Genomic DNA, 24933 nt, shown 5'->3' with positions numbered 1-24933 from the left:
GACAGCCAAATCTTATTTTTAGTAATAGTTTTCAATTAAAATTGGTTTTAGTTCTTTTCGTTTGGGGGTTGCCTTTAATAATTTAGTATCATCGGCCAAACATATAAATATAATCTAAAAATTACTAAAAAGTTCTTTTTGATTACGGAATACAAAACTAAACCCTAATCATTGAACTCTTTACTAATTTTGTTGTAAGCCTCAAAAATTCGGTTAATAACACTTGCACAGCTAACCATCTTTTATTTAGCTTAAACTTCCATACCTACGTTAGAAAGCTAAAAATAGATTTTCTGTTCTAATGCCAACTATTCGAATAAATGCATAGAAACCGTCATTAATACCAACAATTTGCGTATAAAAAAATAAAGGAGCTAATCTGTTTTCCGATTGCTCCTTATAATTATATATTCAAAAATTAAATCCTATTATAATCTTTAAAATCCTTATGATCCTTTTTGTACAACTCTTCTTCTGGAAGCGACTTAAAGTACTCATACGTCTTTTTCATTCCTTCGGACCTTGACACCTTGGGTTCCCACCCTAAAATTTCCTTGGCCTTGGAAATATCCGGTTGTCTTTGCATAGGGTCATCTTGCGGCAAGGGTTTATATATTACTTTTTGATCTGTACCTGTTAATTTAACGATTTCCTCAGCAAAATCCTTAATCGTAATCTCATGAGGGTTACCAATGTTTACCGGCATGGGGTAATCACTGAGCAAGAGTCTATATATACCTTCAACCTCATCATCCACATAACAAAAGGAGCGGGTTTGACTTCCGTCTCCAAATACCGTCAAATCTTCACCTCTCAGTGCTTGACCTATAAATGCAGGAATTACCCTTCCGTCATTTAATCGCATTCTAGGACCATAAGTGTTAAAAATACGCACAATTCTGGTTTCTAAACCATGGAAGCGATGATAGGCCATTGTAATTGACTCCTGAAACCTTTTTGCTTCATCATACACTCCTCTTGGCCCAATCGTATTTACGTTACCATAATATTCTTCTGTCTGAGGATGAACCAACGGATCCCCATATATCTCCGAAGTAGATGCTATTAAAATTCTAGCCTTTTTCACCTTTGCCAGACCTAAAAGATTATGTGTTCCCAAAGCTCCTACCTTTAAAGTCTGGATTGGGATTTTCAAATAATCAATTGGACTAGCAGGAGAGGCAAAATGTAGAATATAGTCCAGCTTACCAGGTACGCTCACAAATTTTGTCACATCATGATGGTAGAATTCAAAATTTTCTAACTTGAACAAATGTTCAATGTTACGCAAATCACCTGTAATAAGATTATCCATGGCAACAACGTAATAACCTTCTTTTATAAAACGGTCACACAAATGGGACCCTAAGAAACCTGCCGCCCCGGTAATCAGTATTTTCTTCATTTCTTACATTTATCATCCTGACAAACAAGTACATTACACTTTTGCACTAAAAAATCCAGAATGGTTTGTGAATATTGTCAAAATATTTCCACGAATATAAATACATTGCCTTAGATTAAATATGATTTGCCTTTAAAAAACTATGAAATTCTAATATTTTTAGACAAAAGGTAAATAGTCCCATTCGACACAACTTTCGTATATAATTTCGGACTAGTTATATATTACAGTAATTACAAGCTTGAAAGCTATTGCAAAAGACCATATGATTATTAATACATCTTTAAATTCGCCTTCATTTAACCACATAATCCTGAAATAAATCTTTTTAACCGAAAAAATGCAAGGTAGTTTTGAGTTATTTAGTAATCTTTGCAACCTAATAAAATGAACCCAGTCATGAAAAAAGTAAATAAGATATGCTGCATTGGTGCAGGATATGTAGGTGGACCAACCATGTCCGTTATTGCTAGTCAGTGCCCTGAAATAACTGTAACCGTTGTGGATATTAACCAATCGCGCATTGACCAATGGAACGATTCAGACTTAGACAACTTACCAGTTTACGAACCGGGACTTAAAGAAATTGTAGAAAAAACCAGAGGGAAAAACCTTTTTTTCTCAACCGAAGTGGATAAGGCTATAGACGAAGCCGAAATCATATTTATATCAGTAAACACGCCTACTAAGACTTACGGAAAGGGAAAGGGACAAGCAGCAGATTTAAAGTTTGTAGAACTTTGCGCCCGTAATATTGCCAAAGTAGCCAAGAGTGATAAAATAGTAGTAGAAAAATCTACTTTACCAGTAAGAACTGCTAGTGCAATAAAAAGTATTCTAGAGAATACAGGTAACGGGGTTAAATTTGAGATACTTTCAAATCCAGAATTTTTAGCGGAGGGAACAGCAGTTGAAGATTTATTAAAAGCAGACCGTGTCCTTATAGGTGGTGATGAAACCGCTTCGGGACAAGAAGCCAAGGACACTTTAAGTTCAATTTATGCTCACTGGCTGCCAAAAGAACGCATCCTACAAACCAACGTTTGGTCTTCTGAACTGTCCAAATTAGTTGCCAATGCGTTTTTAGCGCAAAGAGTTTCTTCCATAAATGCTATTTCGGCCTTATGTGAGCGAACAGATGCAAATGTTGCAGAAGTTTCAAGAGCAATCGGAACTGATAGTAGAATTGGACCAAAGTTCCTTAACGCCTCTGTAGGATTTGGTGGATCTTGCTTTCAAAAAGATATTTTAAACCTGGTTTATATTTCAAGAAGTTTTGGACTAACCGAAGTTGCGGATTATTGGGAACAGGTGATTATCATGAACGATTATCAAAAAAGACGTTTTGCAGAAAATATAATATCCACTCTATATAATACGGTTTCCGGTAAGAAAATAGTTTTCTTCGGATGGGCTTTTAAGAAGGATACAAACGATACTCGAGAATCTGCGGCCATTAATATAGCTGATGCCTTGCTAGAGGAAAAAGCAGAAATCGTAGTCTACGATCCAAAAGTATCCGCAGAAAGAATTTATGCAGATTTAGATTATTTGGATACGCGATCGCCTGAAGAAAACAGAAAACTTCTAACTGTTGTTACGGATTCAATGGATGCTGTTCAAGATGCACATGCCATTGCCATTTTGACCGAGTGGGATGAGTTTAAAAATTACGACTGGGACACCATTTTTGAAAAAATGTTAAAACCAGCATTTGTATTTGATGGTCGTCGTTTATTATCAAAAGAAGATATGGAAGCAAAAGGCTTCCAATATTATAAAATAGGACAATCATGAAAATTCTTGTCACCGGCGCAGCTGGCTTTATAGGGTTTCACCTTTCCGAAAAACTTCTTCAACAAGGACATGAAGTTATTGGCTTAGACAACATCAACGATTATTACGATGTAAATCTAAAATATAACCGATTAAAAGAGTTAGGTATAGCTCAAAGCGCTGCCGAAATTTTTAACAAATCATTTTTTAGTTCTATCTATGGAAACAAGTTTTCTTTTGTTCGCATGAATTTGGAAGACAGAGAGGCCTTACCCCAGCTTTTCAAAGAAGAAAAAATTGACAGAGTCTGTAATTTAGCTGCTCAAGCCGGCGTTCGTTACAGTATAGAAAACCCTGAAACCTATATTGATAGTAATGTTGTTGGTTATTTGAACCTACTGGAATGTTGCAGACATAATAAAATAGAACATCTAGTTTACGCCAGTAGTTCTAGTGTCTATGGTTTGAACGAAAAAATACCTTTTTCAACATCAGATAGTGTGGACCACCCAATAAGCCTTTATGCAGCAAGCAAAAAGAGCAACGAACTAATGGCACACACCTACAGTCATCTATTTAACATTCCAACTACGGGCTTACGTTTCTTTACGGTCTACGGTCCATGGGGCAGACCGGACATGGCCTTGTTTCTTTTTACAGATGCTATTGCTAATGGAAAGCCTATTAAAGTGTTTAACCATGGAAAAATGGAAAGGGACTTTACCTATGTAGATGATATTGTAGAAGGAGTTGTTCGAATTTTGACAGGATCTACCGAAAATAGAGAATTGTACAAAATTTATAACATAGGAAACAACAATGCCGTAAAACTTAATGATTTCATTGAGGCAATTGAATCTAGTATGGGGCAAAAAGCCGAAAAAGAGTTAATGCCCATGCAACCAGGTGATGTAGAACGTACTTGGGCAGATGTTGATGATTTAATCCAAGATTACGAATACCAACCCAATACTTCGGTTACAGATGGTGTTCAGAAATTTGTAGATTGGTACAACGGATATTATGGAAAATAGATTCCACACAACCATATTCAAGTAATTTAATATAAAAGACTCAATATTAATTGAGTCTTTTGTTTATCAGAAAATATATTAAACACAAAATCCTAACGTTTAAATAGAAAGGGTTTCACCGTTTTCAATATAAAGGTATGCTATTCAATTCTATAGATTTTGCAATTTTCCTACCAGTGGTCTTCGTTTTATATTGGTTTGTTTTCAACAAAAACCTCAAAGCACAAAATTTTCTTATTGTAGTTGCTAGTTATTTTTTTTATGGCTGGTGGGATTGGAAATTTCTAAGTTTAATTGCCTTTAGCACTCTGGTTGATTATTCAATAGGAGTAGCTTTATCAAACGAATACAGCGATTTGAAACGGAAAATTTTACTTTGGACCAGTATCAGTGTAAACTTGGGTTTTCTAGGGTTTTTTAAGTATTATAATTTTTTCTTAGATAATTTCATATCTGCTTTTTCCCTTTTTGGACACACCCTAAACACTAATACTCTTAACATCATTTTACCGGTGGGCATAAGTTTCTATACTTTTCAAACATTGAGTTACACTATAGATGTCTATAGAAAACAACTTGAACCCACAAAAGATTTCATTGCATTTTCAGCATTTGTTTGCTTTTTCCCACAATTAGTTGCTGGCCCCATTGAACGCGCCACCCATCTATTGCCACAGTTTTATAGTAAAAGAAAATTTAATTACGCGCTTGCCGTTGATGGCTTACGTCAAATATTATGGGGGCTCTTTAAAAAAATTGTCATTGCAGATAACTGTGCTCAATACGCAAATCAAATTTTCAATAATTCTGACCAATTTTCAGGAAGTAGTTTATTACTAGGCGCCTTTTTCTTTACTTTTCAAATTTATGGCGATTTCTCGGGTTATTCAGATATTGCCATAGGAACTTCACGTCTATTTGGTTTTGATTTAATGAAAAATTTTGCTTTCCCTTATTTTTCCAGGGATATTGCAGAATTCTGGAGAAGATGGCACATTTCATTGTCTACTTGGTTTAGAGACTACCTTTATATTCCTCTTGGGGGTAGTCGAGGAGGCACTTGGACAAAGATTAGAAATACATTCATTATATTTCTTGTAAGTGGTTTTTGGCACGGGGCCAATTGGACGTTTATTATATGGGGAGCACTCAACGCTTTATACTTTTTACCACTAATGTTATTAGGAAAAAATCGACAAAATCTTGGTATTGCAGCTGAAAATAATACTTTACCCAGTATTAAGGAACTATTTCAAATAAGTACCACATTTATAATTACCGTACTGGCATGGATTTTTTTTAGAGCAGAAAATGTAACTCATGCTTTTAGTTATCTAACAGGAATTTTTGACAAATCTTTTTTTTCATATCCAGAAATTTTTCCCACCACCACAATCGTTTTAGTAATTTTATTTATTGGTATAGAATGGCTTCAACGAGAAAAAAATCACGGACTTGAAATTTACGGTAATGGACTATTAACAAGTCGCCCGGTTAGGTGGGGAATGTATTTAGGACTAATTATACTGATTTTCTCTTTTGGCGGATCTCAACAAGAATTTATTTACTTTCAATTCTAAAATTAAATGAAAAACTTTATTTATAGAATATTGCTGTTTGGCACATTTACATTTTTTGGCATGGCGCTTTTAGTCATAATCACTGCTTCAATTGCGAGAAATTCATTTGATTTCAAAATAGCCGACTTTAAAAATATCTTAATCCTCGGCAATTCTCATCCAGAATGCGCCATAAATGATTCTTTAATACCAAAAACAAAAAATCTTGCCCAGAGTGGTGCTGCTTATTTTTATGATTACCTGAAACTAAAAAACATCACCAAGCACAACAAACAAATCGACACAGTTATCCTTGGATATTCCTACAGCATACTTCAGAAAGATATGGATGCTTGGTTGAATGCTGAAAGCAAAATTAATACCCAAATACGGTATTATTTTTTTCTACTTGATTTTAAAGATTATTGGACCTTGCTTTCCGCTAATCCAATTGCTACATTAAAAAGTACACCACAAACTATTTTTCATAATCTAAGAATGAAGTCCAAGGGCTACAGTTACCTAGGTGGTTACAAATCATTATCAGAGAGAAAACTTAAACAGGCTAAAAAATATATAAAACCCTTAGACATCGGTGAAATTCACGAGTATTCTCAATATCAGATAAAGTACCTCATCGAAATATACAAATTTTGCGAGTCCAATAACATTTCTTTAATTTTAATAAACACCCCTGTACACCCTATAATTGAAAAATTACACGAACCCTTAAAAAAAGGATACTATGATTTTGCTAAGAATCAACTTCCAAATACAACTCTGATGGACCATTCAAGTTTTGATTTTCCCGAATCTGCTTATAGAGACTTATCTCACCTTCATAAAACCGGAGCCGAAATCTACTCGAATTATTTAAAAGAGCTGTTAAACTCCAAAAAATAACAAAATACCTTCCCTAACATATCCTTTTCTTTTTTCATGACATTAACAAACTCTCGAAATGGACTTTATTGACAATTAAGAGATAGGCAGAATGTACTACACCTTTCATCCCTTAAATAGACTTTTGACAGAATATTACTTCCTTCATGACATTTTTTTCACATCTTTGCAGCCTATTAACCACCCCAATTGACTAAAGACGACTTTAATTGTTAATATTTTTTTAAATCAAAATTCGATGTCACTCGAAAAACTGAATTTCCCATCCAAATACACAATTTTAGTAACCGGAGGCGCCGGTTTTATTGGTTCTAACCTATGCGAAACCCTCTTATTAAATGGTAACAAGGTTATTTGTCTTGATAATTTTGCAACAGGAAAACGCAAAAACATTAAACCTTTTCTTAGTAACGAGAATTTCACCTTAATTGAAGGAGATATTCGTGAGCTAAGCACTTGTGAAAGTGCTTGTAAAAATACAGATTATGTACTGCATCAAGCCGCATTAGGATCTGTCCCACGCTCCATAAATGACCCAATTACTAGTAATGATGTTAATGTTTCCGGATTTTTAAATATGTTGGTTGCAGCTCGCAACGCAAAAGTTAAGCGTTTTGTGTATGCTGCCAGTTCCTCTACTTATGGAGACTCCAAGTCGATGCCCAAAGTGGAAGACATTATCGGTAAACCATTATCGCCATATGCAATTACAAAATATGTGAATGAGCTTTATGCCGATGTATTTTCAAAAACTTACGGAATTGAGACCATAGGGCTTAGATATTTTAATGTTTTTGGAAGAAGACAGGACCCTAACGGCGCATACGCCGCGGTAATTCCAAAATTCACCATGCAACTCATGAATCATGAATCGCCCGTTATTAATGGAGATGGGAGCTTTTCAAGAGACTTTACGTACATTGATAATGTAGTTGAAATGAACGTTAGAGCTCTTTTAGCTGACAATAAGCAAGCTCTTAACACCGTTTACAATACAGCCTACGGCGAACGTACGGATTTAAAGGAGCTAGTAGAACTATTAAAACAATACTTAAGTAAGTACGACTCTGAAATTGGGAACATTCAAGTAACCTATGGTCCTGAGAGGCAAGGAGATGTACCTCATTCTCTAGCCTCTATTGACAAGGCCCGAAAAAACCTAGGCTATAACCCTCAGTTCAATATAAAAGCAGGACTAATGTCGGCTATGGATTGGTATTGGAACAATTTAAAATAAACAAAAGTATGAACACATCAAAGATTGCGATTATCGGTCTAGGCTATGTAGGTCTACCATTAGCACGTTTGTTTGCTACCAAATACCCAGTAATCGGTTTTGACATAAACCAAAAAAGAATTGAGGAACTACAATCCGGAAAAGATAACACCCTAGAAGTAAGCGATGAAGATTTAAAAGCAGTTTTACAAAAATCCGCTAATTTTGATAAAGGCCTATATTGCAGTTCCAATTTAGAGGATATTGCAGATTGTACTCATTATGTCGTAACGGTACCAACTCCTGTTGACAGTACCAATAGACCCATCTTGACGCCACTTTACAAATCCAGTGAAACAGTTGGTAAGGTTTTGAAAAAGGGTGATTTGGTCATATACGAGTCTACGGTCTATCCAGGCGTAACCGAAGATGAATGTGTGCCCGTCTTAGAACGAGTAAGTGGATTAAAATTCAACGAAGACTTTTTTGTGGGTTATTCTCCTGAACGAATCAATCCGGGAGACAAAGAACATACTGTAGATAAGATTCTAAAAGTAACTTCTGGCTCTACACCTGCTATTGGAAAGAAAGTAGATGAACTATACGCTTCCGTTATTACCGCTGGAACACATTTAGCCCCTACCATTAAAGTTGCGGAAGCGGCCAAGGTCATTGAAAACTCCCAACGAGATATAAATATCGCTTTTGTTAACGAATTGGCAAAGATTTTCAATCTCATGGACATTGACACGACTGCTGTTTTAGAAGCAGCAGGGACCAAATGGAATTTTCTTCCGTTTAAACCAGGTTTAGTAGGTGGGCACTGTATTGGAGTAGATCCTTATTATTTGGCTCAAAAAGCACAAGAGTATGGTTATCACCCTGAAATTATTCTCGCTGGGCGCAGAATGAATGACGGTATGGGTAAATACGTAGCTTCAGAAGTTATAAAATTAATGGTTCAAAAAGATATCAAGATTAAAGAAGCCACGATCCTTATACTTGGCATAACTTTTAAAGAAAACTGCCCCGATGTGAGAAATACAAAGGCGGTGGACGTTATAAGCAATTTAAAAGGCTATAGTACAAACTTAACAATTTTTGACCCATGGGCCTCTAAAGAGGAAGTGAAAAAAGAATTTAATCTTGACATGGTATCAACCCTACCAGAAGAGAAGTTTGATGTTGTGGTTTTAACTGTAGCCCACAAAGAATTTCTTGATTTCGACCTCAAAAGTTCTTTAAAGCCTAATGGTATTATATATGATGTTAAAAGTATTTTGAAGGACAAAGTAGACGGAAGACTATAACCTAGAGAACTCTAAATAAACCCAAAAAGGGCCAACACATTGTGTTGGCCCTTTTTGGGTTTTGATCATGTATATCCTAAAGTAGGTTTAAAGAATTCAATTTCCTTCCTCTCGAACATCTTTCCTGTATGATATTAGCACGATACCGTAAACAATTCATTCAATTTTGACGTTCCGTTAAAAAACAGGTTCTATCACATCAAAAGTTAATCATATTACGCAGTTTATCGATTTTTTTCTTAACAAAAAGTTAAAAATGACAAATGCAGACATCTACAACCCGCTTCATTAGCGTATTGTATTTTGTAATCGACGAACGGTCAATTTTCACGCATTTTAACACTTGTTATCGAGTTTTATTTATTTTTCATCGATAAAACTGATTTTTAATAATTTGTTTCTATTTTTAGCCGCTTGTAGTTTATCGACAAAATTGGTTATTGACCGATAAAAGACGATTTGAGAACCGTATATTTTTTTTACAAAAATTTAACTTTTTAGCCCACTTATGAAATTTCACCCCACCGCTCCTAACAAATCTTTAATAGGATTCGTATTTATATTTTTATTGATAATTATATCCTGTAGTAAAGACAGTGAATTACTGAAGGATGCTGTTTTAGCCGACCCATCAACTGAAGTTAAAGAAGTTACCAATGAGACTTCCGAAGAAATTTCCGAAGAGGAATTAGTTCCCGAAAAAGTCGTTCTTCCTGAGGAAGAAGAAATCATAGAGGAAATAATTTATGAAACTAGAACAACGGTGTTCACTACTATTCATGATGCTCATTTACAAAGCGGTAAAGGATATAATCAAGATTTAATTCGTCTTGATGAGGGGCATAGGGAAAGTTATTTGATGTTTGATATTAGCCCTATTGACTCTATTGGCGGAATTTTAGAAGAGGTTCACCTAGAGTTCACTATAAGTACAGATGACGGACACGGGACTATTTCTGTTTTGAAAGGTGAATCAACGGAATGGTCGGAACATGATATTTCAGAAATAACCGCTCCTAAATCCGATACCCTCCTTGGATCTACAACAAATGATTATTATGTAAACCAAACGCAGGAGATAATTTTAGATCAAGAAAAATTAAACCCTGAAGTACTTACCTTAGTTCTTAAACATGAAGATGGAAACGATTTGGCTTTTGCTTCAAAAGAACATAGCTCAAAAAATGGTCCAAAACTGGTTATTACCTATAGTGCTCCCCAAGATTCCGAAGGTATAGTCTCCGCTGATCAAAACCCAACTACAGAAGTACCATCATCACCGGCTATAGTTGAAGAAGAAACCCCAGTACAGGAAACACCGGAAGAACCCACAAACCAAGTTACTGAAGAAGAGGAAGGAGAACTAAATACTGACACTCCCAAAGAAGAAGAAGAAGAAGAAGAAGAAGAAGAAGAAGAAGAAGAAGAAACGCCTGAAACTCCTATCTCAACGGAAAATCAATCGCCTATTGCTGTGGTAGATGCATCACCATCTTCAGGTACTGCTCCACTTAAAGTAAGTTTTACAGGAAATAATTCTAGTGATGACCAAGAAATTAAAAATTATGGATGGAATTTTGGGGATGGGTCATCCTCAAACGAAACTAACCCCTCACATACCTTTCAAAAGGCTGGGACCTATAAAGTTGTTCTAACAGTACAGGATGCGCAAGGAAAAATTGATACTGAAGAAACCACAATTACAGTAAAAGTCAAAGAAAACAATGCTCCTACTGCTGTAGCTAAAGCTTCTGTAACATCTGGTGAAGCCCCATTGAAAGTTAATTTTGATGGAAAAGAATCATCAGATGATATTGAAGTAACTAGTTACCTGTGGGATTTTACAGATGGCGACAAGGGAAGTTCATCTTCTACTTCGCATACGTTTACAAAAGCAGGTACTTATGAAGTGGCATTGATAGTCAAAGATAAAGATGGATTAGAAGACACGGATACTGTAACTATAACTGTAACTGAAAAGGAAAACAAAGCCCCTACTGCTATAGCTTCCGCGAATACAACAGAGGGTGAAGCACCATTGGAAATTCAGTTTAAGGGAAGCAATTCTACCGATGACAAAGCGGTGAAAAATTACTTTTGGGATTTTAAAGATGGTAGCTCTTCTACAAGCTCCAACCCTTCTCATTCCTTTACAAAAAAGGGAATCTATAATGTAATACTTACAGTAACAGACGAAGAGGGCTTAAAAGATTCCGAAACCATCACGATTACGATTACCGAAACAGAAAACGAAGCACCAGTAGCAATTGCTTCAGGCTCACCTTTAACTGGCGACGCTCCTTTAAACGTACAATTCAGTTCAAATAACTCAACGGACGACAAAGAGATTACGGGTTATTTTTGGGATTTTAAAGATGGGTCTACAACTACCAACAAAAATCCATCCCATAGTTTTTCCGAACCAGGCACGTATAAAGTTGAACTCTCCGTAAAGGATAAAGAAGGACTTACCCATTCAACTACCGTTGAGGTTAAAGTAAACGAGAGACCTGTTGACAATGGTGGCGGTGACACAGGCGGTGGAGATACTGGCGGAGGTAATACAGGTGACGGAAATACTGGTGGCGGTGACACAGGAGGAGGTGACACTGGAGGTAGTTCTGGAAATTATCCGTCCAACGCTGTGTTCGCTTCTAGTTATGGTTTTAAATCAGGAGATGCAACAGCTGCTTTTCAGGCTGCAATTAAATCGGGAAGTTCGTATGTAGTTATTGATAAACAAAGTAGCGACTGGGTTGTTCAACCTTCAAAATTCTTTAACTTAAAAAATATGACTATTGTTTTTGAAGCTGGAGTTATCTTGCGTGCCAAATCTGGAGCTTATGGTGGCATTAGTGACCACATATTTCAAATGGTATCTCCGTCTAATATTACAATCGAAGGCAATGGAGCAACATTTCAAATGAACAAATCCGAATACACAAGTGGAGAGGGGCGTCATGGGCTCAGCATTTACGGAGGTAAAGACATAAAAATAAGTGATTTAATTATAAAAGATACAGGAGGCGATGGTATTTTTATTACTAGAACTTCGAGTAAAACTTTTTCGGAGAACATTACACTAACCAATATAACTTCTCAAAATAACCGCAGACAAGGAATGAGTATAACAAGTGGAGAAAATATCTATATCAGAAATTGCAAATTTATAAACACAAGTGGCACCAAACCGGAAGCAGGTGTGGATTTAGAACCAGACTATCCCTATGAAAGATTAGTGAATATAAATTTCAGCAATTGTCAATTTTCAGGAAACGATAGTTCGGGTTTTCATTTAGCCACTTTAAAAATGAACAGTTCTTCTACACCAATAAGCGTAAAAGTTACGGATAGTGAGTTTAGCCATAATATGAAATCCCCTTCCGAAGGTGTTACAGGCACAGAAATTTATTTAAGCCAAGGAGCTACCAACAATCCCGTTAAAGGTGAAATCAAATTTGAACGTATACAATTTAATGGTAGTACCGATCGTATTATATTTAGCCGAAAGGCCCATGATTCTTTTAAAGTAGTTTTTAAAGATTGTATAGCAAAAAACATAGGAACAAACGAATCAAGAGGACTGATAGAGCTACAAGCTTCTTCCACTGAAACTTCTTTGGGAGGGTTTGTCTTTGAAAATTTTAGAATGGAGTACAACAAGAATGTTCCATTTATGGAAATCAATGCTCCTAATAGCAATTTTACCGTCAGGGATATAAGCGGTTCTTTTACTATTGTCGAACCGAATAATAACCCATTAAAATATTCGGGGGGGTATAAATCTTCCAACAATGTAAATGTATCTATTAATTATACGCACCTTTAAAAAGAATAGAATAGAAAAAACATCGCTACAACCTAGTTGAAGTTGTAGCCTTACCTGAAAATGTAACCTTACAGAGTTTACATACGATTTTCTCAAACAGTTTAAAGCAGGAGAGAAACTCTAAGATTTTTTTTGAGGAGGTTATTTTTTGAGACTGCAAACTGAACTCTGTCTGAAAAAAGATTATAATTATTAATTTTATTCAGACAGAATCATGACAAAGAAAGAACAAACGGAACTTAAAAAAAGTGCTCGAACATTTCATGTCGGGCAAGAACCTTTTCGGAGAGGGGGAGCCTTTGCTTTTTTGTTTCATATATTTCTGCCACTTATTTAACTTTGGAACCGTAAACAGTTCTCGCAACATAATTGGTAAAATATATAGCTCCTTTTTCAGACATATGCGTCGCATCTTTCCAATTAGACACATCTGAATTTTCACCAAAAAAATCACCAAAATCCTTATATGTTAAGTTCATTTTATTCATTTCCTCACTTAAAAACAAATTATCCTCTTTACAATTATCAAACAGCTTAGGGGACGTAAAAAATATAAGTCGCTTTCCATTCTTTTCACTAAACCCTTTTAAATCTAATAAATAGGCCCGGTAAATTGGATTCAAAGTATATTCTCTTTTCGCACATTCTATTTGTATTTCTCCTTCTTTTAATTCTAAAACATTTCTATTTGACGAATTGTTTACATGCAATGGATCATACCCATTGTAAGTTGTATAATTATAATTTGGCTTTAAATAATTCTTAATAGCACCAAACAGAATTCCGTTAAAAGAAATACACCAGTAAAATTTCTGTAATGGATTCAATTTCTTATACTTATCTATTTCATTCCTAACTATTTCATTCTTATAATACACAGCCTTCAAACTGCCTAAATCATCGGCCTTGTACAAATCATCTACAGCATTCTCTGGATCTATATGAAATAAAACCGTTTGCTTCCTATTAGGCAACAATTTGAACAATGTAGCTGAAAATGCAATTTTCTGACCATCCATTCCCATGTTATACCCATTTTCACTAATTAATGATGGGTTTATATGATGATTAGCCCTAGAACTCCCAAACACTATAAAATCTAAACTATCTTTAATCGAAAGGTATTGATTAAATTTTCCAACACTCTGACCTGTATAAACCCCATTCTCAATCTGTCTGATTCCAAAGTATACTAGTTTGTCCGTGACGTACGAAACCATTAAAAAAAGGATAAGTATTCTACTTAAAAAAATCACATTTTTCCGATTCATACCTCACTAAAATTGAAAATATATAAAATTATCCGATGTAGAATAAAAGAGTGTTATCAACAAAGAAATAACACATGTTAAAACAATTAATTTCGTTGTGCCTAAGCTACTCCCCATCTTCTCCAAACTAAACTTAGTTCGATACAAATAAAAGTCGAATACAAGCCCAACAATAAGCATGGCTATACAATTGGCCAAAACCGTAATATCTCCTACATAAGGCATGTTTAGTTGCACTTGAAAAATCTTTCTCAAGGCAAGAAGTGCCGTATTAAAGTCTTTAGCCCTAAAAAACACCCACGCTAAAAGTACCACTACAAAAGTCAATATCCGCCCTAGCCAATTGACACTTCTTATTGCACGAAACCATTGATTCGCATTTAAAAATTTTTCTATACTCAGTACAACACCATGAATCCCCCCCCAAATAACAAAATTCCACGAACTTCCATGCCACAAACCTCCTAAAAGCATTGTAATCATTAGGTTTCGATAAGTAAGAACGATTCCTTTCCGATTCCCTCCCAAAGAAATGTACAAATAATCCCGCAACCAATACGATAGGGAAATATGCCATCTTCGCCAAAAATCGGTTAAAGATGTAGCAAAATAAGGTAGATTAAAATTACGCATAAAACTAAAGCCCAACAACTTAGCCGTACCAATAGCTATATCGGAATAACCAGAGAAATCAAAATATATTTGAAACGCATAAAAAACTGTTGCCAAAATAATCGTTGTACCATCGTGCACTTCTATATTGCCATAGACGACGTCTACATATTTGGCCAAAGTATCAGCAATAACAATTTTTCGAAAAAGGCCTACAACTATTTGCAAGATACCCTCGCTAAAATATGCTTTCGTAAAAGTTCTTTTAGACAATACTTGAGGAAGCAGATTTGAAGCTCGCTCAATGGGGCCGGCAACCAATTGAGGAAAAAAAGCTATATACGTAAAAAATGCTACAATATCTTTTGTTGGTTTCAGAGTGCCTCTATAGATATCCAAGGTGTAACTTAAGGTCTGAAAAGTATAAAAACTAATACCCACAGGTAAGATAACATTCAATGTTAATTCATTAGGTGTCCAGTCCCAATTTTCTGCAAAAACAACGAAAGATTCAACAAAGAAATTATAATATTTAAATACACCTAATAGGCCCAAATTTACTGAAAGACTAAGTAATAACCATCGCTTCTTAATTATTGCGCTTTCAGCCTCATGAAGACGTAATCCAATCACATAGTCAACAATAGAACTAAAGATTATTAAAGATAAAAAACGCCAGTCCCACCACGCATAGAAAAAATAACTAACTAGAAGCAGAAAAATATTTTGAGCCTTTAAATTAAACTGCAAGAGCCAATACAACACAAATACGGTTGGAAAAAAAAATAAAAATTCAAACGAATTGAACAACATATCGGGCTAGGCTTATTTCATAATTCGAAACGAAAATACTTATAAAACTTAATGATTTCCAAATAGTTTGACGACCTATCATGTATTTCATCGACTTTTTTAAATTACCTAGTGCATTTCATCTATTAAATGGATATTTCAACAACAATATTTGGCATAATAAGGTTATGATATAACCAAAGATTTCTATACGTAATAACAGGTATATAATTAAAAACTAAGACAAGGATCCCAAATCCCAAATCTTAACACCTACTTATGAAAATTCTAAACATAAAAGCCATTAATTTGGCCATGCTATTATTTGCTCTAATTTTAAGTATTTCTTGCAGCAAGGACACTGACTTACTTGCCGAGTATGTCGTTTCCGATTCTCAAGAAGCCCAGTTGACCGGAAACCTATTTATAAATGACTCCTATGTGTTGACTGGCAAAGATGTAATGGTCTTAGACGTATTGGCCAATGATATTATCGCTAATCAAGATAAAGTTAAAATAGTTGACACTTCTCCTCCGGAAAATGGCATCGTAATCATTAATGAAGATAAAACTCTCACCTACATCCCTAATACAATTGATGAAAAACCAGAATCTACTAGTAATATAGGTGTAGAGGAAGAAAAGACGCAAGAACCAGAACAAACCATAGAAGAAGAAGCCCTCGCCCAATCAGAAAATATTACTGAAAATAACCAGAATTCTATAGAAAGTTCAGACGACACAGAAAAAAATTCTTCGGATGAAGACACCTTTACCTATACCGTGGAAATAGACGACAACGGTAAAAAAGTAACCCAAGAAGCAACAGTGAAAATTGTAAAGGATATGGGAGAACTTCGAGCCTTTCCTGGCGCTGAGGGTTTTGGCAAACACACAACTGGTGGACGTGGTGGATATGTATATGCCGTTACGAATTTAAAAGATTCCGGAAAAGGAAGCTTGAGATATGGCGTGGAGACAATCTCTGGAAATCGTACAATTATTTTTAATGTTTCCGGATACATAAATTTGACAAAACCTTTAAAAATAAGAAAAGGATTTGGAAACATTACTATAGCAGGACAATCAGCACCTAATCAAGGGATAACTTTAAAAGGCTCTAGCTTTTGGATACAGGACTCGAACGTAATTATAAGGTATATTAGGATTAGACCAGGTAAAGATTGGACGACGACGACAAACACAGCTTTGGATGAAAATTACGAACCCGATGATGTCTTAAGAATTATTGCTTATAGCGGCCAACATTTGAGCAACATAATTATTGACCACTGTTCGCTATCCTGGGGAAGAGACGAGATTCTTGATATCTCAAGTTCAAAATCTGGATCTATAAGTAATGTAACCATACAGAATTGTATAATCTCAGAAAACCTTGATAAGGGATACGGTGTATTAGTTTCAAACAATGTTAGCAATCTAACTTTTTACAAAAATGTATTAGCTCACAATAAGGAGAGAAATATTTTATTCAACAATTATGTTGATGGTGTTGAGTTTATCAATAATATTATCTACAATTTTAGCAGAGGAACAATTTTATTCTATGGAGTAAAAGGCGATTTGATTGGCAACGTTTATAAAACAAATTCTACATCCAACAGAAAATTAGAAACCGTTCGTTTGGAAAGTAGCGAAAAAGCTAAAGATAACACAGGTCTGTTCATATTCGATAATTATGAAAATTCTAATGATATTACAATATCGTCAAAAGGCTCTAACAATTTAATTACACATATTTCCAGCAATCGATTTTTTAACTCTAAAACACCGAACATTCCTAGCGGTCAGGTTTTAGATAATGTATTGCCAACCGTCGGCGCTTATCTCTTCCAAGACGCTATTGACAAAAGAATTATTACCGAAATCATAAATGGTAACGGAAAGAGAATCACTCACGAGAATCAGGTTGGAGGATATCCTTCCCTACAATCCATTTCACGACCAGAGAAATTTGATAGCGATTTAGATGGTATTCCTGACCAATGGGAATATTCAAATAACTTAGAACCTCTTAATTCTGACGACGGTTCTAGTGACCAAAATAATGATGGATTCACTAATTTAGAAGACTATTTGTATTCATTAGAAATTTCTAATTAAAACGAGGAATATCCCTTATTTTTGGGAAGGCTACAATTCATCCAAGAGCAATTTTAAAACAGGCCCATTATTCAGTTGATGAAACGTTATATCCTGACCTTTTAAATTTACTTCGATTAAAACAACATCTCCTTTTTTATCAATGGCCAAATCCCATGAAATTATTTTGAAATAAGGCATTTCACGATGAAATTGTTCAACTGATGACCTTATTTCTTCAAAAAAAGGTAGGTGAATTTGATCAAATTTAGTTCCAGTACTAGTAGCAAAAAATTTATCTCCTGATAGCTGATATCCTATTGCATTCAGTGTACCGTCAGGTTTAACCCCACAAGAGACACCTCCCGTAGTAGAATTATCTGTGACAGCTCCATTTCTTCCCATTCTAACAATAGCAGATAGAATAACAACTTCACTGTTTCTTAAATAGGTCATTACTCTAAAAGTATTGAGTGATGAGAAATTTAAATTAGCCATAAGTTCATGCTGCTCCAACTTTTGTTGAACTATAAAGTTTTTACCATAAACATCAAGTAATTGATTCAAATTATCTTTCCCCATATCCTTATTAGTCAGGATAGAAACATTCTTTCCTCCTCCAGTATCCAAAGAAGGTTTTATCACCACCGCAGCATATCTTTTTAAAATTTCTAAAACAGTATTTCTGGTAATGATTTCACCTTTATTGTTAAAAAAAAAACCATTAATGTTTTTAATTACAGTTTTAGGCTGTTTAAAGCCAGGGATAAGTTTCTCCAACATATTTTTATCCATCAATACAGAGGCTGTTTCTCTATTGTTTAATTTAGGTTCCATATATATATAAAACAAGTTCTCAGGGATATACTCAGCCGAATAAATTCCATTGCAACCAAAGTAAAATCTATGCCAATACGTTTTGATACCCTGTACCTTCTTTTCAGAATAAAATTTCTTAATATCAACAACTTGCTCTTTAGATAATTTCGGACAACGACCAGATTTAAGAAGATTTTTAATCTTTATCTGCCATTTCATATCGTGAGAAATCCTTGATAATACTTCATAAGCTTTCAAAGCCCCATAAATAAATATACTCAATGGATTCATCATCAATATAATTTTGATATTCTTCAGATAAATATACATTTAAATATCCAAACTTGAATATCTCAATAATTACCCATAATTTGAAAAGAAAAAATTGAATTAAGTGATAAGCTTTAACTATAACATCCAAAATCGCGCTCATCAATAAACATATAATCTACATGTTCAATACACTATCGAGAAGTTTTTCGAGGATGCCTTCAACAATGCCGATTCTTCAAAAGAAAGCAAAACCTCGATGATAAATACCCCAAAGAGACAGTAACCTGAACTCTGTCTGAAAAAAAGGTGCTCGAACAGTTCATGTCGGGCAAGAACCTTTTCGGAGAGGGGGGAGCCTTTGCCCCCATGTTGAAGAATATGATCGAGAAGGCTCTGGAGGCGGAGATGGACGACCATCTGGACAAAGGCTGGCGCAGCAATGGCAATAAACGCAACGACAAAATGAAAAAGACCCTGAAAAGTGGTTTTGGCACCTTCGACATCGACACCCCTCCCAAGACCGCCAGAGCAGCTTTGAGCCCGAGCTGGTGAAGAAACGCCAGACCATTTTGGCGGACAACCTTTCGGAGAAGATCATCGGCCTCTACGGCCTTGGGCCAGATCAGCGATAGGGTCCTCCCGGAGGTAAAAGCTTGGCAGAACCGCCCCCTGGAGCCCCTCTATTGCATCGTATGGCTCGATGCGATGCACTACAAGGTGAAGGTGGACGGGAAGATGGAGCACAAGTCCCTTTACAATATCCTTGGTATCAACAAGGAAGTTCTGGGCATGTACATCTCCGAGAGCGAAGGTGCCAACTTCTGGCTCCAGGTACTGACCGACCCAAACAACCGGGGATTGGAGGATATCCTTATCACCTGTACCGATGACCTGAAGGGCTTTACATGCCCCAGAGGGATTGATAGATCGGACAGAGTTTAATTTACATACCCTCAAATTACTTAAACATCTAAAAAATCACAATATCTTCCCTCTGGAAAGTTCTGTTAAAATTATAAAAAAACGTTGTTCTGAAGGATTAACAAACCCTTTTCTTTCAGAAATACTTAAAGTTTCAAATTGTAGAAATGCTCCCATAAGATTATCCATTGTGAATTTCTATCTTTGCAATTATATTAGAAATAATCTTTTTTAATCGTTTATCACATTGCCATAAATAGTTCTAAAAGCTTAGAAACAATAAATAATCTTCTCTATCGTTTGCTTTTGGCTTTATCCCTATAGAAATGAAAAAAAAAAATCTAGCTTTTGTAATACACTCAATGGCCTCAGGTGGGGCTGAGCGTGTAGTAAGTATTATTTCAAGTAGACTTGTATCCGAATACAACGTTTTTATTTTCACCCTCACCGCGGAAAAAAGCTATTATCATTTACCTCCAGAGGTAACACACATTTTTTGTTGTGAAGGCTCAATGCCCAGTGCTAATATTTGGGATGCACTAAAAACAAATTACAAGATATACAAAGCAATTATCAAACATCTAAAAATGTATCAAATTCATAACTGTATAGCTTTTATGACATCAACCAATATAATTACAACTTTAGCTAGTAAATCCCAAGGAATCCCCGTAATCATATGTGAGAGAAACAATCCCTATATAGAAACTAAATCAATAAATTTATTTTGGAGAATAATAAGAAGGTTAGTATACCCTTTAGCAAATAAGCTTGTTGTCCAAACAGATCAAGTCAAAACTTTCTATCAATCATTTATTATCGAAAAAAAGTTAAAAACTATACCTAACCCTATTAATCCTGAATTTCAAACCCTCAAAACTTCGAATATACCCAAAAAGAATATTCTTTTAAACGTTGGAAGATTAGAATATCAAAAAGGACAAGATGTGCTAATAAGAGCTTTTAAAAAAGCCAATCTTGAAAACTGGGTTCTATTTATCATTGGTGAAGGAAGCTTGAGAAACCCACTAGAAAATCTAATTGATGAACTTGGATTAAAGGACCAGGTATTTTTATTGGGTAAAAGAAAAAATGTGTCAAAATACTATCTCTCATCCACGATTTTCATATTCTCATCTCGCTTCGAGGGATTTCCAAATGCACTCCTTGAGGCAATGTATTTTGGTATGCCGTGCATCTCTACGGATTGTCCTACCGGTCCATCTGAAATGATCAAGGATAATGTAAGTGGCTTGCTAACACCCGTCGACAATGTTGACAAATTAGCAAAAAAAATATCTCTTTTATCAAAAAACCCCACCTTAAGAAACACTTTGTCAAAAAATGCTTACGAGTCTGTAAAACAATATTCTTGCGGAAACATAATAAGCGAGTGGAGAGACTTAATAGAGAAATTACCTTAATAAATCAAGTTAGATTTACTACCCACGATGAAAAAGATTAAACAATACCTTTATATTCTCAGAAATAATATTGTTGCTCAAAATATTATTTTAGTAGGCATAATTACTTTTATAATAAAAGGCTTAGGCTTTTTCAAAGAGACAATTGTAGCATCTAATTTCGGGTTAACTGAAGTACTAGACACCTTCTTTATCGCAATTCTTGTTCCCACATTTATTAGTAATGTTTTTTTAGGAGCTTACCAAAGTGTTTTTGTCCCGAATTATATTGCTGAACTGAAAATTAAAGGAGATAGGGCGTCTTTTCAAAGTTCAGGGTTTATTGTTACCCTACTGGTTAGTATTTTTTTTATGTTTATTGCCTATTTGGCTACTGATGTGTTTTTAGAAAACCTTTATCCTGGTCATGACACAGAATTTTACACTTTAGTCAAACAACAGTTTTACCTCATGCTTCCTTGTGTTGTCTTTTGGGGATTCTCTTCCTTATTTGGAGCATTACTGAACATAGCCAGTGCGTATCGCCTTTCTTCGTTTGCAAATGCCCTTACCCCTATTAGTGTAATTCTATCGTTGTTTTTCCTAAAAGATATACTCGGAGCAAAAGTTTTGGCTTTTGGCACACTGGTTGGCTCTGCACTATCCTTTATATACTTGCTTACCCTAGCAACCTCTAAAAAACTTATTGCGTTAGCTCCCCCCAATTTCAACAACAGAAACATTAAAATTTTATTTCGGCAAATACCAGCCAAAGTAGGCTCTGGTTTATTGACAGGATTGAACCCTGTGGTAGATCAATTTTTCGCGGCTAAATTGGCAATAGGTTCAATTGCAGCTCTAAATTACGGGCTAAAAATACCGGCATTTATCACTGGGCTAGTTACTATAGCCATATCTAATGTTATGCTTCCTTATTTCTCAAAATCTATTTTTGAAGATAAAAATAAAACATATTCCATCTTATTCAAATCACTTAAAATAGTGTTTCTAGGAGTCAGCATTTTAGTTATTTTAGGTTTCTTTTTTTCAGAAGAAATTATTGAAATTTTATTTGAAAGAAAGGAATTCACTAAAAACGATACTATTGTAGTCTCACAAATACAACAAATATTTTTGGTTTACCTACCTTTCTCCATATCGGGTATGCTTATGGTAAATTTTCTGACAAGTATTAACAAAAACGCAATTATGGCATATACCGCTCTAGTAGCAGTTTTTTTAAACCTATTATTTGATTTTCTCTTAATTGAACACTATGCCATAATTGGAATCGCATTAAGCACAACAATTATTGTAATTCTAAAAAATGTTTATACTTTTATTTACATTCGTTCCTTGAGAAACAAAGAAATCTCTTCGGAACTTTAGCACTCGAAAATTATCAGTTTAATTGAATAATACTAATCATAATATTCTAAAAAACACTAATTAATCAAATAACACGTTTTAACTTTAGTTATAATCCCATACGAGATAATTATACATGAAAACCTCCCTATTTAACTTTTATCATAAAACTATTTTAGGTAATGGGATCCGAAAGATTTTCCATATTGTTTTGCAACACCTTCCTGACTCCATCTACCAGAGATATAGATTTAAAAAATATACTGGTAAATATTTAAACCTTAATCAACCGAAAACTTTAAATGAAAAAATAAACTGGCTAATGCTGAATGACAGAAGACCTCTACTTACGCAGTGTGCGGACAAACTTGCTGTTAGAGACTACATTTCAAAAACAATTGGCCCTGAATTCTTAGTACCCCTATTCTTTTCCACAAAAAAAATAGAGGACATATCCCCTAAAACAATTACCCAAACCCCTTGTATAATAAAGACTAACCACGATAGTGGTGGAGGATATTTTATATATGATGTAGCAGAAATCGATTGGAATAGCATTCGGCAAAAACTTAAAGAAAGACTATCTAAAAATTACTATCGCAGTTCAAGAGAGTGGCAATATAAAAACATAGAACCAACTATAATTGTAGAGAAATTACTCTTGACAGAAAAGGGTGATATTCCATATGATTTTAAAATACACTGTTTCAATGGAAACGCTAGGATGATTCAAGTAGATGTTAATCGAGGAACCGATAAACACTATCGAAAATGGTATAATCGAAACTGGCTTCCAGAACCCTATGAATGGTTTAAAAAATCGAGAAATAAAGGGATAACATACTATGAAAAAGATGTTCCCAAACCAAAGTTGTTAAAGAAAATGCTCGAGTTATCCCAGCAACTGGCATCCCCTTTTGATTATGTCAGAGTTGATTGGTACGATGTGGACTCACAACTTTATTTTGGAGAAATGACCTTTCATCATGACGGCGGGACCAATCCTATTATACCGGAAATATGGGATTTGAAACTAGGTCAAGAATTAAAATTAACCAATCACCTGTAAGGTCATAATCAGAAAATAACTTGAAATTCGGCGTAACATTTTTTTCCGTGAATAAATTGTCGTTAGTTTTGTAATTAGACACTTAATAATTTGAGAGCTTTAGAACCAATAAAATATATTCTGTTATTTCTGTTGTTATGTAATATCCCTGCTTATTCCTTGGTTTATTTTGGGCCTGGATCAGGAGCGACAACAAGTGTTTTGAGTTCCCTGTTACTAATTATTTATTTTGCTCTTGCCAAACCAAAACATAAGCCACCCCTTCCTTTTATCATTTTTGGTCTAATGTTTTTTTGTTTTAGTAGCTTCAATTATTCCGAAGTAGACACGACTAACTTTTTTATCAAGGAGTTTTCTCGGTTTATGATTGTAGCATTCTGTTCAGCTACCTTGTTATATCATTCTAAAACTAGCGATTTTTTTTTTATTTTACTTATAGGCGCACTTAGTATTATTTGCAACGCTATTTTATTTCCCGAAGCGAATGCCGAACATAATTTGGTAATTGGCAGATTCAGTGGATTTTTCCTCAATCCGAATTATGCGGGTAGTGCCTGCCTAATCGGGTTTGCCCTTTCCTATAGAATAAATTCACGCTATATTATGCTTGCCGGACAGTTTCTCTTTACATTTGCAGGAATCCTAACACTGTCGCGTACATTTGTAATTGTTTGGCTATTAATTAATCTTATTGCCATTTATAAAAGCAGAAAAAACCTCATGGCTCCATTAATAGGGGTCGGCGTATTATTAGTGGTTTTTACAATGACAGATACTAAAATTTTTGCCAGTAACCGTTTCTCTGCTTTGGAAAGTTTTTTTGGTGATGGTCCGGTTGAAACGGAAACTTTAAAAGAGGATTCAAGAACAGATACATGGGCTATGTATTACGACATGATTACAGATAAGCCTTTGTTTGGACATGGGTTCATGAAATTACAAAAACATACCTCAGAATTACCGGGAGTTCATAATACATACTTATTAGTAATTGGAGAAGGAGGTATAGTCCCATTTTTGATTTTAATAGGAATTTATTTCTACCTCTTGATAAAAAGTTATAACCATTTTGGGTCACATCCTGAATTATTATATATCATTCTAATCGTAATGCTTTCTATGACCACTGGTCATACTTATTTTTTTATTTATAACAATATTCTGTTCTCAATCTATGTTTTTATAATGATAAAAAAATTAAAAGCTATGCCATCCTTGATTTCAGACTAAATTACTCTATGTAATTAACCAAATTCACTTACAATAAACA

Annotated in this window: 16 protein-coding genes and 1 pseudogene; 13 read left to right on the top strand and 4 right to left on the bottom strand. The window is 34.9% G+C overall.

Annotated elements, in window-relative coordinates; translation table 11 throughout:
• Positions 1-418: 418 nt before the first annotated feature.
• Complete coding sequence (locus P0077_RS16425) at positions 419-1405, bottom strand: UDP-glucuronic acid decarboxylase family protein (protein ID WP_276166294.1); 987 nt, start codon at positions 1403-1405, stop codon at positions 419-421.
• Between the two features lie 399 nt (positions 1406-1804).
• Here P0077_RS16425 and P0077_RS16420 point away from each other — a divergent pair, with 399 nt between their 5' ends.
• The 7 genes from P0077_RS16420 (at position 1805) to P0077_RS16390 (ending at position 13032) form a co-directional block, all read left to right on the top strand.
• Positions 1805-3202 (top strand): nucleotide sugar dehydrogenase, encoded by a 1398-nt coding sequence (locus P0077_RS16420; protein ID WP_276166293.1) that lies wholly within the window; start codon positions 1805-1807, stop codon positions 3200-3202.
• Positions 3199-4215: an NAD-dependent epimerase gene (locus tag P0077_RS16415; protein ID WP_276166292.1), complete on the top strand. Its 1017-nt coding sequence runs from the start codon at positions 3199-3201 to the stop codon at positions 4213-4215. The genes P0077_RS16420 and P0077_RS16415 overlap by 4 nt, the downstream gene beginning before the upstream one ends.
• A 137-nt stretch (positions 4216-4352) precedes the next feature.
• On the top strand, positions 4353-5795 hold the full coding sequence (locus P0077_RS16410) for an MBOAT family O-acyltransferase (RefSeq protein ID WP_276166291.1): 1443 nt from the start codon (positions 4353-4355) through the stop codon (positions 5793-5795).
• A gap of 6 nt (positions 5796-5801) precedes the next feature.
• Positions 5802-6677 (top strand): hypothetical protein, encoded by an 876-nt coding sequence (locus tag P0077_RS16405; protein ID WP_276166290.1) that lies wholly within the window; start codon positions 5802-5804, stop codon positions 6675-6677.
• A gap of 238 nt (positions 6678-6915) precedes the next feature.
• On the top strand, positions 6916-7914 hold the full coding sequence (locus P0077_RS16400; protein WP_276166289.1) for an SDR family oxidoreductase: 999 nt from the start codon (positions 6916-6918) through the stop codon (positions 7912-7914).
• Between the two features lie 8 nt (positions 7915-7922).
• Complete coding sequence (locus P0077_RS16395; RefSeq protein ID WP_276166288.1) at positions 7923-9203, top strand: nucleotide sugar dehydrogenase; 1281 nt, start codon at positions 7923-7925, stop codon at positions 9201-9203.
• 508 nt (positions 9204-9711) lie between these two features.
• Positions 9712-13032, top strand: coding sequence for a PKD domain-containing protein (locus P0077_RS16390; protein WP_276166287.1), 3321 nt, complete (start codon positions 9712-9714; stop codon positions 13030-13032).
• Between the two features lie 329 nt (positions 13033-13361).
• Here the strand turns inward: P0077_RS16390 and P0077_RS16385 are convergent, their stop codons facing one another.
• Complete coding sequence (locus P0077_RS16385; RefSeq protein WP_276166286.1) at positions 13362-14252, bottom strand: hypothetical protein; 891 nt, start codon at positions 14250-14252, stop codon at positions 13362-13364.
• Positions 14253-14309: 57 nt separating this feature from the next.
• Complete coding sequence (locus P0077_RS16380; RefSeq protein WP_276166285.1) at positions 14310-15548, bottom strand: MBOAT family O-acyltransferase; 1239 nt, start codon at positions 15546-15548, stop codon at positions 14310-14312.
• A 438-nt stretch (positions 15549-15986) separates the two neighbouring features.
• Here P0077_RS16380 and P0077_RS16375 point away from each other — a divergent pair, with 438 nt between their 5' ends.
• Positions 15987-17831: an Ig-like domain-containing protein gene (locus tag P0077_RS16375; protein WP_276166284.1), complete on the top strand. Its 1845-nt coding sequence runs from the start codon at positions 15987-15989 to the stop codon at positions 17829-17831.
• A 30-nt stretch (positions 17832-17861) separates the two neighbouring features.
• Here the strand turns inward: P0077_RS16375 and P0077_RS16370 are convergent, their stop codons facing one another.
• The gene (locus tag P0077_RS16370; protein ID WP_276166283.1) at positions 17862-18923 is read right to left on the bottom strand and encodes a sugar-transfer associated ATP-grasp domain-containing protein; all 1062 of its coding nucleotides are present in this window, start codon (positions 18921-18923) and stop codon (positions 17862-17864) included.
• Between the two features lie 300 nt (positions 18924-19223).
• Here P0077_RS16370 and P0077_RS20970 point away from each other — a divergent pair.
• The 5 genes and pseudogenes from P0077_RS20970 to P0077_RS16340 form a co-directional block, all read left to right on the top strand.
• Positions 19224-19808 (top strand): annotated as a pseudogene (locus P0077_RS20970) (transposase); the annotation flags it as partial.
• Between the two features lie 341 nt (positions 19809-20149).
• Positions 20150-21247 carry a glycosyltransferase family 4 protein gene (locus P0077_RS16355; protein WP_276166280.1) on the top strand — a complete coding sequence of 366 codons (1098 nt, stop codon included), beginning with the start codon at positions 20150-20152 and terminating at the stop codon, positions 21245-21247.
• A 27-nt stretch (positions 21248-21274) separates the two neighbouring features.
• On the top strand, positions 21275-22615 hold the full coding sequence (gene murJ / locus P0077_RS16350; RefSeq protein WP_276166279.1) for a murein biosynthesis integral membrane protein MurJ: 1341 nt from the start codon (positions 21275-21277) through the stop codon (positions 22613-22615).
• A 115-nt stretch (positions 22616-22730) separates the two neighbouring features.
• Positions 22731-23663: an ATP-grasp fold amidoligase family protein gene (locus tag P0077_RS16345; protein ID WP_276166278.1), complete on the top strand. Its 933-nt coding sequence runs from the start codon at positions 22731-22733 to the stop codon at positions 23661-23663.
• A gap of 90 nt (positions 23664-23753) precedes the next feature.
• A complete protein-coding gene (locus P0077_RS16340; RefSeq protein ID WP_276166277.1) occupies positions 23754-24893 on the top strand; it encodes an O-antigen ligase family protein in 1140 nt (379 codons plus the stop codon).
• Positions 24894-24933: the final 40 nt, after the last annotated feature.

The organism is Zobellia alginiliquefaciens (assembly GCF_029323795.1).
GTDB classification, from domain to species: Bacteria; Bacteroidota; Bacteroidia; order Flavobacteriales; family Flavobacteriaceae; genus Zobellia; species Zobellia alginiliquefaciens.
This window is presented reverse-complemented; position numbering and strand designations above follow the sequence as displayed.